This is a genomic window from Actinomadura sp. KC06 (assembly GCF_004348735.1).
Classification (GTDB): domain Bacteria; phylum Actinomycetota; class Actinomycetes; order Streptosporangiales; family Streptosporangiaceae; genus Spirillospora.
In genome coordinates this window covers 1-13105 of the sequence record NZ_SMKT01000201.1, presented here as the reverse complement: position 1 = coordinate 13105, position 13105 = coordinate 1, and the positions used below count along the sequence as shown (strand labels likewise).

The window sequence follows — 13105 nt, the reverse complement described above, 5'->3', positions numbered from 1 at the left end:
GCCCGACCCTCCGCCGAAGCCCAAGGACAAGAAGTAGACCCCCGCGGCCCCCGGTGGAACGCGGCGGCCGGGGCCGCGGGTGGGGCGGCGTGCCCACCACCCCCGGTTGGGTGCGCCGCCCCTTCTAGACGCCGCGGCCTCGGGACAACACCTCAGCGCGTGGGGCGTCCCGGGGTCGCGGCCCGGCCCCCAGGCACGACGAAACCGGCCCCCGCCCTCCGAAGAGAGCAGGGGCCGGCCGGTATCCCAGACCCGTCCGAGAACGGGTTTCCCCCGGGTCCGCGGGCTCAGGCTACGACGCCAGTTTGGAACGCGCCAGGGGCCTAGATGCCGCGGTAGTCGCGGACCGGAGGATCCTCGACCTTGTTGGGGACGCGCCAGACGCCGAGCGCGACGAGCAGCGCACCCCCGATCGTGATCAGCTCGGACGTGTCGAGGGCCTGGTCGTCGACGGCGGCCACGATGGTCGCGAGGACGGGTGCCAGGGAGGCGATGACGGTCTTCCAGTAGGCGGAGACCTTGAGCATGACCTTCTCCTTTAGGTGATCTGCGCCGTCCATGCGGCGCGCCAGGTGGCCGGGCCGACAACTCCGTCGACGCTGAGGCCCTTCTCTCGCTGGAAGGCCCGGCAGATCGATTCGGAACCGGGCCCGTACGCGCCGTCGACGTCGATCCGCCAGCCGCGCGCCTTCATGCGTGCCTGCCACGTGCGGACGTCCGCGCCGGACATGATGGGCGGCTGCGTCAGGTACCGGCCCGGCCAGCGCGGCACCTTCGACGTGGCGGGCTTGGAAGCCGGGGGCTTCGGCGATCCGGCGCTGGCGTAGTCCGGGCGCCCGTACCCGGCGATCACGCTCGACGAGCGGATGCGCCGGCGCACCGCATCGCCCGTGTTGGCCTCGATGGTCTGGAGGCGTCCGCCGCCGAGGACCTTCTCGACGATGCCGACGTGGTCGATTGCGCCGATCGCGTTGGTGGCGCCCCAGTCGAAAAAGACGATGTCGCCGGCCCGCGCCTGATCGACGTTCGCGGTCGTCCCGCTGAACCACCGTCCAGCCTTCCTGAAATCGTCGGCATGCCAGACCGTGTACGCCCGGTCTCCGCCGGGCAGGACGGCCGAGGTGTTGCCGCTGTGCCGCGCCCAGTAGGTGATGGCCATGTCGCACCAGGCGGCTCTGAGGAACTCGTCCCCGTGCCGTTCCGCGTACTCCTTGGTGATCCGGTTGGGGCGGCCGGCCATCCCGATCGACTTGCGGGCCTCGGCGAGCATCCCCGCAGCGCTCATTCGGCTCCCTCGCCCCGGTAGATGCCGTTCTCCGCCTCGCCGTACAGGCCGCGGAGGACGTCGTCCTCATCGGTCTCGGTGGGCCCGGCGCCGTCCTTCGGCACGGGCGGCAGGGGTTCCTTGTCCATGGCTCTCCTATCTGGCGATGATCGCGACGATGCCGACCGCGATCGTGATGACGCCGAGCACGAGCGTGACGACGATGGCCGTGACGTTGGTCTTCCGGTCGGCGCGTTTCTGGTCCGCGGCCCGCTGCTCGGCGATTTCCTCGCGGAGCCTGGTGTCGCGCTTCTCGCCGTCCTCGCGGATCCGCGCGTCCCGCTGGTCGAGCTCGTCGCGCGTCACGCGGGTCCGGTCGATGTCGTCGACCCGGTTGTCGAGGCCGCGCACGTCGCGTTGGAGGTCGTCGGTGCGGCGTGCGGCGGTCTGCTGCTCCTGGAGGACGAGCCGGATGTCGCCCTGGATCGAGGCGAGGGAGGTCATGACCTCCCCGCGCAGCATGGCCAGCTCAACGCCCTGTGACATCTCGTCGGTCATGGGAGCGGCACCACCGTCAACTCACGCAAAGCAAAGCTGCCCGTACCGGAGACGACGCGGTGCAGAAGTCGCGTGTTGTACGGGGCGCCCGGCGTCAGCCCGGAAACGATGTGTGAGGCGCCGATCCGCGCGAACGTGTTCCCGTAGTGGGAGACGCCGTGCCCGTCCCCGGGCGTCTCCACCTGGGTCCCGGATCCGATCGCGGCCCCAGTCCGCGTTTCCGGGGCCACAAGCACGCCGGCCGTCGCGCCGCTGTTGACCATCCGCGCGACGGTGAAGACCATGACCCGGCCGGACGTCGGGGCGATGAACGCGACCGCGACGTCTTCATAGGTCCCCAGGACGAAGGCGGTCGAGTACGCGGTGTTGGTTGCGTCGTAGCTGGTATCGCCGCGGTCGGTCACGGCCGGGGGCGTGTCGAGGGCCTTCACCGTGGTTCCGGCGAGCAGGTCAGGCAAGACGCCTCCTAGAGGGCTCGGATGGCGGGCGCAGCGAGCTGCACGGGGGCGCCCGCGTTGTGGGATTTGCTGATTCCGTTCGCGCTGCGGACGACGGTGAACGCTTGCGGCGAGCTGGCGCCGGTGATCGCGGTGACCGTGACGCGTTCCCCGCCGACGAGCAGGTCGAAGGGGAACTCGGCGACGTCGGTCGTCCACAGCGGGCCCGTGGTGGTGGCGACGGACCACGACGTGTCGTCCGCGTCGACGGGCGCGGCAAGCTCGGACCCGGCGGTGCCCCGGCGGCTGCTGTCCCGGACGCCGACCGTCCACGGGCCGGCAGGGCTGGCGTTGGTCGTGATCTCCCACGACCACGGTTTGAGAACCTCCGTGTATCCCTGCATGAGCTGGTCAATGTCCTCGGGCGGCAACCACGGCGGCGGGTTGGTGACGGAGAACCGGTCGCCAACGTCAAGGGCCGCCATGTCGTCGAGCAGGTGGGAGGCAGTGTGCGGCCACATCACGACCGTCGGGTATCGGGCCTCATCCCAGGTGCCGAGATGCACGCGCCACGACGCGATGCCCGGGAGCTGCTCGTCCGAATAGACGCCGAGCGTGATCTCCTCGTCGTAGATCCCGACGCCGCCCTCTTCCGGCGGCAGGACCGACAGGGGCCCGTCCTCGCGCACGACCCGCGCTGACGAGCCGCCATCCCGCGTGGCCGTGACGTCGTTCCTGGTCGCCTGGTCGTCTTCGGTCGGCGTCAGCGGCGGGGGGACCTCGCCGCGCGCCGTGTAGTCGAGGGTCACCGTGCGGGCCTGGTTGTAGAGGCTCGCCCGGGTGCGGTATTCGAGGCCGAGCTCGTCACGGGACTCGTGGAGGATCCCGCCGTCGGCGTCCGCAGCCTGGTCGAGCAGTTCGAGCAGGGCGCCCGTGCGCTGCGCCCCCAGGGCTACGGTGTCGTCGAGCTCGCCGACAATGACGAGAGGGATCTCGTTCTCGGCGGCGAGCCGCGCCATCCGGGCAGAGGCGACCTCCCCGGCGTAACCCTCGAATTCGTCGACCAAGTCGAAAGGACTCGCCGCCAGGTTGTACAAGGTGACGTGCCCGATGCTCGTGTCGCCGAGGTCGGCCGGGTCCCCGATCGTTACCGAGCGGACCGATCCGATTGTCCAGGACCCAAACGCCGTTTGCCCCGACCCCTCGAAGGAATCTATCCCGCGGCCTTGCTCTGTGAATTCGACGGTCGCGTTGATATCGGTCGCGGTTTCTTGGATCTTGAAGGCGACGCGCAACAGTCGGCCTTGCACAGAACCGGAGAAGACCAATGTCGCGGTGACGATTTGGGTGCCCGTGTTGTCGTAGATCGTGACGCCGAATGTGCCCCCGCTGGAAGTTGAGTACCACATGTCCCAGCGGGCGGCGGTTCCCGTGGTGGAGAGACTGGCGATCTGTCTCGTACCACCAAGCGCGGAGTCAGGCAGGTGCAAAAGCATCATCAGCGACTGGGCGTTGATGACAGACCCGGGAGGATTGGGAGGCGTGTATGCGGGCACGGTGCCGACGAGTCGGCTTGTGCCCATGCGTGGAAGTGCCGCGCTCCCCACGAAATCGGTATCGGCCTGGTATTCGACTGCGGTGGGGTTGCGGGTCACGCGAAGCGCGGGCGCGCCAGCGAGCCCGGACGCGAAGCCGCCGCCGGCGTCTTCCATCGGCCAATAAGCGACCACGCCCGCGGTTGCGGGGATGGAGCGGCGCAGCGGGGACTGGACGGGCGCGGCGCCCTGGCCGAGACGCCTCCGGATCCCGGCCGCCTGCACCTGGACGTGAACGTCATTTCCGGAGACGTGCCAGGACGGCGGCCACGATGCGACCTCGAAGTGTCCGCGTGCCGGGCGGAGCAGCCGGGCGCGGCCGTGGGCCGTCCAGGTGAGCCCGTCCGGGCCGGTCCATGAGGTGTCGCCTTCGGTCTGCCCGGCGATGCCGGGGTCGCCGACGGTCGTCCCGTCGATGCCGTTGCGGACCTGCGCGGCGTAGACGCGGCCGTGGTACTGGCGGCCTCCGTCGGAGAAGAACGTCCCGCCGGTCACGGATGCGATCTCCAGCGCCGCGGTGCCGGCGTAGATCGAGGTGGTTCCGGCGGTGGTGACGGGGTCGCCGAGCTGCGTCCACGGCCCGTCGATCGTCGCGGCGGTGTAGAAGGTGACGACGTGCTGGCCGGCGCCGTTGTTGACGTCGAGGGTCGCGCGGACCGCGCCGCGTTCCCGCCGGGTGAACGGGACGGGTTCGGTGCTGGTGCGGGTCTGCACCGCGGCGAGCGTCCCATTCGTGGACCACGCGAAGACCGCCGTGCCATCGGCGGAGATCTGCAGGAACCAACTCCGTTCGTTAATGCCGGAACCGGTGAGGTACTTGCTGACCAGGATGATCCGGCGGCTGGGGCGCCACGAGTCGGGGGCGACGTCGGCGCGGACGTCGATGTCGCCGGTGATGTCGAGCGCGGCCGTGTCGGGAGTGGAAATGTAGTGCCCGAACTGTCCGGGCATGTAGGCGTACGGCGGGGCGTCCCCGACCCGAATCCTCAAGGGGGTGTTGCGGCCGAGCAACCCGAAATACGGGGAGCGGGGGTTGCGGCCGGCCCATTTGCCTTCCTGATCCCGCAGCGACAACTTCGCCTTGGACGGGTCGGGGCGCGACGCCTCATTCGACCGGCCGCGGGTGATCGTGACCGGGTCGCGTTTGAGCGCCTTGTCGATCGTCTCAACCCACGCGCCGTCGATCAGCAGCTCGGCGCGGACGTCGAGGGGTGCGTGCGGGAACGTCGGCTCCGGTTGGGGGGTGAGGGCGATCGACCAGCCAACCGCGTTCGCCTGCGCCTGATCGAACGTGTATGTCGACGGCCCCGACGCGACGCCGCCGGTCACGGGTCCATCGGAGTCCGCAATGATCAGCGACGTCGTACCGAGGCTGTTGCCGAGCTGCTCGGCGCGCTCCGTCCGTCCGTCCGGCGCCGTGATCGTCGTGTCGGCCGCGCCGCGGTCCGCGACGAGATCGACCACCCATCGGTTCGCCCCGGACGGGGTGACGCCAGGCGCGTCGTGCGTGGTGTCGGTGCCCGCCTCCACAGCGGTCGCGGGAGTCCCGTCGATGGGGCTCGTCGCGTCCACTCCTGAGTAGGCGACGGCACCCATGCTGTGCTTGACCGCCGACGTCCACGACAGGGTGATGGTGGCGCCGAGGTCGGATGCCTCCAGGACCTTGGCCCACACGCGCGTGCGAAGGTTCGTATCGTCCACGCTCCCGGGCCCGAGGGGCGCCCACGTGCCGCCCGTGCTGGAGGCGATGGCCTGGTCCCCTGCCGAGACGCTCGACAGGGCTCCGAAGACGAGGACGTAGTCACCGGCTTGGAGAGAGCCCGGCAAGACGATCGCGTTGCTCGTGGCGCCGTTGGTGTACGCGGTGACTGCGTCACGGAATCCGATCGCCATTGTCACCCGCTACCTAGCGCGGCTTGGACGTTGCCGCCGCCGTCGACCCGCACCCACCCGCGAACCATGTCCTTGAGCTGGTCGCCGCCGCCCTCGACGTCGACCAGGACGCGGACGAGGACCTCGCGGGCGCTGCGGTTCGCCGCCGCGGCGAGCGTGGACGCTGGAACCTGCTGCAGGGTCGGCGGGGCGACCGCGCCCGCAATGTCGCTGGTGACGCCCCCGAGGAGCCCGTGTAGGGAGGGAAGGGCGCCGGTGATGCCGTCCATCAGGCCCGTCATGAGCGCCCGCCCGGACGGCTCCAGGAGGCGCATGTCCACGCTCATGGGGCCCTTCCAGTCCGGAATCAGGCCCGTCACGCGGCCAAGCTCTGACTTCACGCGCCCGACCGCGGACCGGATGCCGCCGATCAGGCCGTCGAGGATCGCCTTGCCCGCGTTCCAGAGCCACCGGCCCGCGCCGGAGAAGACACCGAATACGCCATTCTTGACTGCGATCACGGCGGATTTCACTTTGCGGGCGCCGCTCCGAACTGCGCCGGTGATTCCGTCCATGATGTAGTGCCAAGCCCTGACGGCTGTCGACCATATCTGATTCCATATTTTCTGGAGGAACCGGAAGAGAGTGACAGCAAGTGTGCCGATGGCGATTAGCGCGGTACGTATGATCGCCCAAACGATTTGCAATGCGCCCTTGCAGATCGACTGTACTCCGGACCAGACTTTTCCCCAGTCGCCGGTGAGTATCCCGGTGAATATCCGGAAGATGCCGACAATAATATTCAGGGCGCCCTTGATGATATTCAGTAGTCCCGCGAAAGTGGCGGATACTATCGGCGTAAGAACGTCGACCAGCCATGCCACTACAGGGGCGGCTGCTTTAATGAATTCAGCGATAGCCGGTACTAGTTCGTTGACGATGATCCCGCCGATTTCCTTTAGCGGTGGAAGCACCTCGACCTTAATCGCTTCGAAAAGCTTTTTGAGCGAGGGGAGGACCGTCGCTCCGGCCTCCTGTAGATCACGGAAGGCACCCTTGATTGGCGCGGCGCCGTCCCCGGCGAAAGCGGCCTTGAGTTTGAGCCATGCGGCTTTCGCCTCGCCGAAATGCCGGATGATGAGGGACGCGACGCCGATAATCGTTGCGACGGGCCCGCCGAAGATGATCGCAGCGACCGTGACCGCATCGGCCAGGAGCCCGAATTGCGTGGTGTACATCTTGTACGCGTCGATGAGCGTCTGAATCCACCCGGCGACCGTCGTCACCACGGTCTTGACGGTGCGGAGCGTCTTGAGAAGGTCGTTCATCCCGCCCTGGACCGAGGCTTTGTTGATCCGGTCGAGCCGGTCAGCCAGCCAATCCAGCGCCTTAGCTGCGCCCTTCGTCCCGGCGGCCGTGGACACGCCCATGATCCGGCCGAGCATCGCCGTGAACGAGATGATGAGTCGGGACACTTGCGGGGCGAGGCGCTGCATCGCCGCCGAGATCGGTTCCAGAATCCCCCGGATCGACCGGACACCCTCCGCCGACTTCGCCCACTTGAGGAAACGGCGCTGAACGATGTTCGCGGCGTTGCCTACGCCGACCATGTATTTCGTGACGGTCGGCTGAATAACCTTCCGTAGCTGCTCGGCGAGAGGCTTGATTCCGCGTGCGGCGGCCTTGCTGCCCGCTTCGGTCGCCTTCTCGAAGGTCTTCGTGAGCGGTTCGAGGGCCTTCCGAGCCGCTGTGCCTTCCGCGAAAATCGCCGTCAGCGACAATTTCGCGATCTCGATCGCGGCTTTCAATGCGATCAGCGCCGGGGCGGCGGAGAGCGCGGAGGAGCCGAGGTCGGCGATGGCGCCGGCGCCCTGGGCGATCAGCGGCGCCGCAGCAACGACCCCGGTCGCGACCGTGGCGAGAGTCCAGGGCAGCGCGGCGAGCGGGGCGATGACGGCGCCGGCCGCGCCGAACCCGGCCTTGATGGCCTTGGACGCGGCGCGGACGAGCCGCGACCCGAACCCGCTACCGGCGGCTTCGCCCTCGGCCACGAACCGGCCTCGCATGTCCCTCAACCGGCCGTTGGCGTCCCGCTGGAACCGCTCCATGTCCTGCTCGGAACGGCGCAGTCCGCGCTGTAGGCCGCGGTTGTCGACTTCGAGGAAGGCGACCAGTTCGCCGATGGTCAGCGCCATGGGGCATCACCCCCTGGGGCTGTGTGGTGCGGGTTAGAGGTTGCGCAGGAAGTGGCGAGCGCTCTCGCCGGTTAGTTCAACGGGCTCGTTCGCGGTGGCCTGCGCCCAGCGCGATTCGCCGGAAAGGCCCGACAGCAGCCAGAGGAATTCACGGCTGTTCAGGTCGTAGAGTTCATCGGCCGAGATGCCGTATTCGCGGCGGAAGTCCGCGACGATCAGCGGCCATTTCCGGGCGATCCACCGCCAGACCGCTACCGCTTTCGGCGAGCCTTCTTCTTGCCCTGGCGGGCTTTTCCCCGGGCCGCCTTCCTGGCCTCGGCCTCCTTGACGAGCTCGGCGGCCCGCTCGAAGGTGATGTGCTGCCCGTTGGCCGAGGCCACACCCCAAGCCATGAGCACTTCGAACTCGAACAGGTCGACGCCGCTGGCGATCCAATGGTCGAGGGCGCCCTTGCCGAACAGGGCCCCGACGACCTTCCGGACGTCCTTGATGTCGGACGAGCCGCTGAGGTTGTCCATGCTGATCGACAAACCCAGCGGCATGGACGAGGGCAGGGTGACGACGCGGCCGAACACCGTCGTGCTCCGTCCGCCGGCGCGCCTTGCCTGCTGCTGCGCGCGCCAGGCGTCAAAACCCTCGACCTCGGCCGCTTCCTCAGCGGCCTCCAGGGCGTCGAGGTCGGGCTCGTCCGGCTGAGGGGTGTGAGGGGTGGGGGTGTCCATCACACAACCGCCGCAGTACTCGACGGGCCGGACTTGGTGAACGTGGCGCCCCAGCTCGTCTTGTCGTTGGTCTCGCCACCCTGCTCGCCGAGGGTGGCGGTGCACGTCCAGATACGCCACTCAGTGTCCATCGGGTGGCGGAACCTGATCCGGCCGAGGGACTCGACGCCCTTCTTGGTGGCGAGGACTTCGACGCGGGCCTGCCCGGTGTCCAAGACGCCGGTGACGTCGTCCTTGAGCATCTTGGCTTCCACCTCCATGGTGGCGCCGCGCTGCATGACCTCCTGCTCGTACTCGCCCTCGGACCCGTAGGTCGTGGTGTCGGCGACCTCTTCGTTCTCGCCCGGGTTGATCGTCGCGGACGTCAGGCCGGGCCGGATCCCCGCCCACGTGTCCGTCACGGCGGTCTCAACCTCGATGATGATGTCCCTGGCGTTGATCTTCCGCAGTGTCATACGCCCTCCTTTAGGTGGTGCGGTTCGGGGACGGCCGAGAGATCTCGGCACGGAAATTCGTGACGTACTCGTGGCGGCCGTTGGCGTCCCGGCCGATATAGACCGGGCCGGCCTGGATCCCCACGGCGAGCTGCAGCCACGTCCCGCCCGAGAGCGTCACCCGGCCGAGGCCGTGGAGCGTGTCGTAGACGGCCTGGGCGTCGGTCTCGGCCTGCCGGGGGTCGGTGCCTGCGCGGCAACGGATCTGGACGCGGGGCTCGTCGTAGTCGAGCAGCGTGGACGACTCGACGCCGCCGTACAGGGCGACGGCCTTGCACCGGTCGGGCGTGGTGGGGAGCGCGGCGAGGAAGATGGTTCCGCCTGCGGACCCGTCGGCGTTGAATGTGCCGAGTCCGCGGGTTGCGAGGAGCTGCGCGAACTCCTCGCCGAGGGTCAACGGAGGGCCCGCCTGACCTGCGCGGCGATCAGGTCCCGCATTGCGTCGGCCTCTTCGAGGGCGGGGCCCTCCAGATACTTCGCCGTCCTGCCCTCGTCGTGCCGGAAGTCGAGGCGCTCATGTTGGATGACGGCGTACGGCGTATCGAACGACACGGCGCCTTCCAACCCGTCCGTCGTCGCCACGCCGGACCGTTCGAGGGTCGCCTCTTCGAGAGGTACCACCTGCCGGGACGCGCCGAGCAGGTGCTCGACGGCGAGGGCGACGCCGCGTTCGGCGCCCGCGCGGGCGCGCTCGTCGGCGAGGTCGCCGTTCCAGGTCATGCGTACGGACTGCGGCATGGCACCTCCTTACGTGAGGGTGACTTCGAGGTGGTCGGGGGTGGGGAGGCCGCCGCCGTCCCGCCGAGACGCCGTGATGACCGTGCTCACACGCTCGTTACCGGTGCCGCCGTCGAGGGTCACCCTGGATCCGACCGGGCACGTCTCGTCGAGCCGCATGTAGAGCGTCGTCTCCGAGGTCACCTCGGAGCCGTCCTTGCCGCGGACGAGCCGCCGCTTGTCGTCCCGGAAACACCGGACGTCCACCGCCGCGGCGTACACGGTGCCGAACGGGCCCTCGCCCTCGTACGCCTCGACGCTGACGCTGTGCCGGAGGAGGAACGCGGGGATTGCGCCCATCACCAGGTCCAGGGTGCGAAGTTGAGGAGCCCGGCCGTGTCGAGGATCTGCCGCGCCTGCGCGCACAGCTCCCCGGACACGGTCCCGGGCCCGCCCCCGTTCCCCGTCTGCCCACCGGCCAGTGCAACCGACCCGATGCTCACCGACGTGTACCCGTTGGGAATGCCCTCGTCCGACCCCTGCGTGATCCAGTACGCGGCCTGCTCACAGGTGGCGTCCTTGAGGGCGGTGATCACGTCGGCGTCGGTAGGGTCCCCCGCCTCGTCGACGTCGTACACGGCGCATTTGAGCGCCCCGTCGATAACGCGGGACGCGCGGGTGAGGAGCCGTGCCGCGTTCGCGGGGACCGTGTCGACGTAGTCGTCGAGGTCGTCCGCGGTCGCGTACGCCATCAGGCCCTCGCCGCATCCAGCACAGCCACCATCACACCCGTAGGGGTGGTGCCCGTGTAATTGACGTGCACCGTCCCATCCGTCTGGACATGCTCGGGGCCGAACGGCCCGGCGATGCGGTACTCGCCGGCGGGGATGGTGATGGTCGTGTCCGCCACGGCCAGGGCGCCGCGGCCGACGGTCACCGGGGTGGGGACGGTGACGGTGAGTTCGGCGTCGTCGCCGTTGAGCACGTACAGCAGCGCGTTCGCCGTCCAGGCGAAGCTGTTGCCGTCGGTGGTCTGGGCGGCGACGTCGACGTCTCCGGGGTCGATCCCGGCGCCGGTGAGGCGGGTCGCGGTCACGGCGGTGCGGGCCATGCGCTACCCGTCCTTTCCGAACAGGTCGATGAGGTCCTGCTTGGTGAGGGCCTCGGCGTCGTCCGGGCTCATGCGCCGGGACTCGTCGGGGTGCCGCACTGCGTAGCCGACCCATTCGGCCTTCGGCGCGGACTGCGTGGGGCGGGTCACCTCGCCGTCCTCGCCCCCGTTCTCGACCGGCTCGGCGTAGGGGGTTCCGTCCTCGTTGACGCGGCGCAGGTACCCCTTGACGAGCTTCTCGGCCATGACCTCCGGGAGAGGCAGGTCCATCGCGAACACGGACCCGCCCTCCCCCCGGAAGTAGGCCGTTTCGTGTTCGGCGCCCATCAGGTGTTCCTGGGGACCTTGAACGCGGTCATCGTCAGCGCGACGGAGGACTCGACGATCATCGACCCGTCGGACTGGATGAATCGGCCGGACTCGAACGGGCCGAGGTAGACCGTGGCGCCGTTGGCGATGCTGCCCGTGGTGAAGTCGCCCTGCCCGGCGGCGAGCGCGGGAGGGTAGTCCCCGGCCTTGACGGTCGCGGTGCCGGCACCGCCGGAGGCATTGGACAGGCGGATGACGGTGAGTTCCGGCCGCGCGGCGGTGATCTGGCCGCCGTTACCCGCGCCGGAGGTGATCGCGGTCCCGGCAGGGCTGGCGAGGCTGCCGTTGGGGACGAGGTTGGAGTAGGGGACGTTCGTGGTCGCCATGTTTGGGCCTCCTGTCAGGTGCTCGGGTCGGCGACGACGGTCGCGAGGGCGTCGGGGCGCAGCAGCTTGGCGCCGTACACGTGCAGGCCCCTCACGCGGTCGGCGAACCGGACCTCGGAGCGCAGGGCCTCGGTCTTGAGGATCTGCTCGGCGAAGGTGATGGCCTGCGGGACCCCGGCCATGACCACGCGGTGGTCGGCGGTGGGGTTGGGGGTGTTGTTGCTCTTGTGGAGCCTGAACCCGGCGGCCTCGCCGATCAGGCCGTTGTGCAGGGTCCGGTCGCCGCTGGCGGACAGGTCGGTGAACCGCTCGTCTTTCTGCATCAGGCCGTGGAACCACGGCGGGATGACCGCCCAGCGGCCTTCTGCGGGGACGTTGGCCTCGTCGAGCTTGACGCCGAGGTCGACGAGGGTGTCGTAGGCCTCGCCGGCCGCGTCCACGATGCGGGTGCCCAGCGCGTTCGCCGCCTGCACGCCCGTGTACAGGGACGCGACGAACTGGTCGGCCACGTCCCGCAGGCCGTAGGCCGATTCGGACATGGCCTCGGGGACGACGTCGGCGCGGGCCTGCGCGGCGTCGACGTCGTCGAGGGTGAACGCCCAGTACTTTTCCTGGTCGACGACCAGGGTCCGCTGTGCGTCCGTCAGCTCCTCGTAGGAGATGTCGGTGTTGCGGGCGTAGGTGTTGATGGTGGGGCGGGAGATGCTGGTGATGCGGACCGTGTCGCCGGCCGCGCGGATTTCGCCCTCGTAGTTGCGGTTGCAGAGGGCGGCGTACACGTGCGACTTCTTTAGCGACGTGAGCAGCAGCGCGGACCAGAACTCCGGCCGGAACCGGACGATTGCCATGTTGGTGTCCTTTCTGCCCGGCCGGGTTTCCGGCGCGGGTCTACAGCAGGTGGTTGAGCTTTCCGGCCGCGTGCGCTTCGGTGATCTCCTCGGGCGTCATGCGGGCGAATTGCTCTTCGGTGATGGGCTGTCCGGCGCCGGTGCCGCCGGGGAAGTCCCCAGACCCGCGGCCGGCGCCCTTGGTCTTGGCGAGTTTGTCGACGGCCTTCTTGATGGCGTCGGTGTCGACGTCGCCGGCGTCGTCGACGAATTTCGAGGTGTCGATGAGGTCGCCGATCACGGACAGGTCGACGCCCTTCGTTGCGGCGGCGGCGCGGAGCTCGGCGGCGGCGAGGCGTTTGCCGTAGTCGAGGGCGGCGGCCGTGCGGCCCTGCTTCTCGGCGGCGGAGACGGCCTTCTCCTGCTCCGTCATCTGTGACGCCTTGAGCTTCTCCAGCTCGGCGGCGGCCTTGCCGTTGTCCTTGGCGCGCTGTTCCCACTTGCGCGCCTGCGCCTTCCAGTCCGTCGTGTCGCCGTCGGGCTTGGGCGGGTCGGCGGGCGGGTCGTTCTTCGCCGGCTCGGCGGGCGGGTCCGCGGGGGACTGGCCCTGTGCAGGGT

General features: G+C 69.2%; 18 protein-coding genes. All 18 read right to left on the bottom strand.

The features are described from left to right. Nucleotides 1–323 precede the first annotated feature (323 nt). The gene (locus tag E1287_RS37680) at nt 324–527 is read right to left on the bottom strand and encodes a hypothetical protein (RefSeq protein ID WP_131970071.1); all 204 of its coding nucleotides are present in this window, start codon (nt 525–527) and stop codon (nt 324–326) included. A gap of 11 nt (nt 528–538) precedes the next feature. Next, a complete protein-coding gene (locus E1287_RS37675; protein WP_131970070.1) occupies nt 539–1285 on the bottom strand; it encodes a peptidoglycan-binding protein in 747 nt (248 codons plus the stop codon). Next, nucleotides 1282–1413, bottom strand: coding sequence for a hypothetical protein (locus tag E1287_RS46490; protein ID WP_279508385.1), 132 nt, complete (start codon nt 1411–1413; stop codon nt 1282–1284). The genes E1287_RS37675 and E1287_RS46490 overlap by 4 nt, the downstream gene beginning before the upstream one ends. A gap of 7 nt (nt 1414–1420) precedes the next feature. Next, nucleotides 1421–1822, bottom strand: coding sequence for a hypothetical protein (locus E1287_RS37670; protein ID WP_131970069.1), 402 nt, complete (start codon nt 1820–1822; stop codon nt 1421–1423). After that, complete coding sequence (locus E1287_RS37665) at nt 1819–2280, bottom strand: hypothetical protein (RefSeq protein ID WP_131970068.1); 462 nt, start codon at nt 2278–2280, stop codon at nt 1819–1821. The genes E1287_RS37670 and E1287_RS37665 overlap by 4 nt, the downstream gene beginning before the upstream one ends. 8 nt (nt 2281–2288) lie before the next feature. After that, on the bottom strand, nt 2289–5747 hold the full coding sequence (locus E1287_RS37660; protein WP_131970067.1) for a hypothetical protein: 3459 nt from the start codon (nt 5745–5747) through the stop codon (nt 2289–2291). A 2-nt stretch (nt 5748–5749) separates the two neighbouring features. Next, complete coding sequence (locus E1287_RS37655; protein WP_131970066.1) at nt 5750–7921, bottom strand: hypothetical protein; 2172 nt, start codon at nt 7919–7921, stop codon at nt 5750–5752. Nucleotides 7922–8172: 251 nt separating this feature from the next. Then, entirely contained in the window at nt 8173–8643 is a 471-nt protein-coding gene (locus E1287_RS37650; RefSeq protein WP_131970065.1) for a hypothetical protein, read from the bottom strand. Continuing rightward, nucleotides 8643–9098: a hypothetical protein gene (locus E1287_RS37645; protein ID WP_131970064.1), complete on the bottom strand. Its 456-nt coding sequence runs from the start codon at nt 9096–9098 to the stop codon at nt 8643–8645. The genes E1287_RS37650 and E1287_RS37645 overlap by 1 nt, the downstream gene beginning before the upstream one ends. A gap of 10 nt (nt 9099–9108) precedes the next feature. Then, nucleotides 9109–9534, bottom strand: a complete 426-nt coding sequence (locus E1287_RS37640) for a minor capsid protein (RefSeq protein ID WP_131970063.1) — start codon at nt 9532–9534, stop codon at nt 9109–9111. Beyond that, the gene (locus E1287_RS37635; protein WP_131970062.1) at nt 9531–9875 is read right to left on the bottom strand and encodes a hypothetical protein; all 345 of its coding nucleotides are present in this window, start codon (nt 9873–9875) and stop codon (nt 9531–9533) included. Before E1287_RS37635 ends, E1287_RS37640 begins: the two co-directional genes overlap by 4 nt. A gap of 9 nt (nt 9876–9884) precedes the next feature. After that, a complete protein-coding gene (locus E1287_RS37630; RefSeq protein WP_207934696.1) occupies nt 9885–10217 on the bottom strand; it encodes a hypothetical protein in 333 nt (110 codons plus the stop codon). Then, nucleotides 10214–10606 (bottom strand): hypothetical protein, encoded by a 393-nt coding sequence (locus E1287_RS37625; protein WP_131970061.1) that lies wholly within the window; start codon nt 10604–10606, stop codon nt 10214–10216. Before E1287_RS37625 ends, E1287_RS37630 begins: the two co-directional genes overlap by 4 nt. Further along, entirely contained in the window at nt 10606–10965 is a 360-nt protein-coding gene (locus E1287_RS37620) for a hypothetical protein (protein ID WP_131970060.1), read from the bottom strand. The genes E1287_RS37625 and E1287_RS37620 overlap by 1 nt, the downstream gene beginning before the upstream one ends. Nucleotides 10966–10968: 3 nt before the next feature. Beyond that, complete coding sequence (locus E1287_RS37615) at nt 10969–11292, bottom strand: hypothetical protein (RefSeq protein WP_131970059.1); 324 nt, start codon at nt 11290–11292, stop codon at nt 10969–10971. Then, nucleotides 11292–11660 (bottom strand): hypothetical protein, encoded by a 369-nt coding sequence (locus E1287_RS37610; RefSeq protein WP_131970058.1) that lies wholly within the window; start codon nt 11658–11660, stop codon nt 11292–11294. Before E1287_RS37610 ends, E1287_RS37615 begins: the two co-directional genes overlap by 1 nt. A gap of 14 nt (nt 11661–11674) precedes the next feature. Beyond that, entirely contained in the window at nt 11675–12508 is an 834-nt protein-coding gene (locus E1287_RS37605; RefSeq protein WP_131970057.1) for a P22 coat protein - protein 5 domain protein, read from the bottom strand. 40 nt (nt 12509–12548) lie between these two features. Then, nucleotides 12549–13105: hypothetical protein (locus E1287_RS37600; protein WP_207934695.1), on the bottom strand; the 557-nt coding region annotated here is incomplete at its 5' end.

Coding starts and splice junctions, on each gene's coding strand:
- E1287_RS37680 (WP_131970071.1), bottom strand. CDS start 527: ATGCTCAAGGTCTCCGCCTACTGGAAGACCGTCATCGCCTCCCTGGCA.
- E1287_RS37675 (WP_131970070.1), bottom strand. CDS start 1,285: ATGAGCGCTGCGGGGATGCTCGCCGAGGCCCGCAAGTCGATCGGGATG.
- E1287_RS46490 (WP_279508385.1), bottom strand. CDS start 1,413: ATGGACAAGGAACCCCTGCCGCCCGTGCCGAAGGACGGCGCCGGGCCC.
- E1287_RS37670 (WP_131970069.1), bottom strand. CDS start 1,822: ATGACCGACGAGATGTCACAGGGCGTTGAGCTGGCCATGCTGCGCGGG.
- E1287_RS37660 (WP_131970067.1), bottom strand. CDS start 5,747: ATGGCGATCGGATTCCGTGACGCAGTCACCGCGTACACCAACGGCGCC.
- E1287_RS37655 (WP_131970066.1), bottom strand. CDS start 7,921: ATGGCGCTGACCATCGGCGAACTGGTCGCCTTCCTCGAAGTCGACAAC.
- E1287_RS37650 (WP_131970065.1), bottom strand. CDS start 8,643: ATGGACACCCCCACCCCTCACACCCCTCAGCCGGACGAGCCCGACCTC.
- E1287_RS37645 (WP_131970064.1), bottom strand. CDS start 9,098: ATGACACTGCGGAAGATCAACGCCAGGGACATCATCATCGAGGTTGAG.
- E1287_RS37635 (WP_131970062.1), bottom strand. CDS start 9,875: ATGCCGCAGTCCGTACGCATGACCTGGAACGGCGACCTCGCCGACGAG.
- E1287_RS37625 (WP_131970061.1), bottom strand. CDS start 10,606: ATGGCGTACGCGACCGCGGACGACCTCGACGACTACGTCGACACGGTC.
- E1287_RS37620 (WP_131970060.1), bottom strand. CDS start 10,965: ATGGCCCGCACCGCCGTGACCGCGACCCGCCTCACCGGCGCCGGGATC.
- E1287_RS37615 (WP_131970059.1), bottom strand. CDS start 11,292: ATGGGCGCCGAACACGAAACGGCCTACTTCCGGGGGGAGGGCGGGTCC.
- E1287_RS37610 (WP_131970058.1), bottom strand. CDS start 11,660: ATGGCGACCACGAACGTCCCCTACTCCAACCTCGTCCCCAACGGCAGC.
- E1287_RS37605 (WP_131970057.1), bottom strand. CDS start 12,508: ATGGCAATCGTCCGGTTCCGGCCGGAGTTCTGGTCCGCGCTGCTGCTC.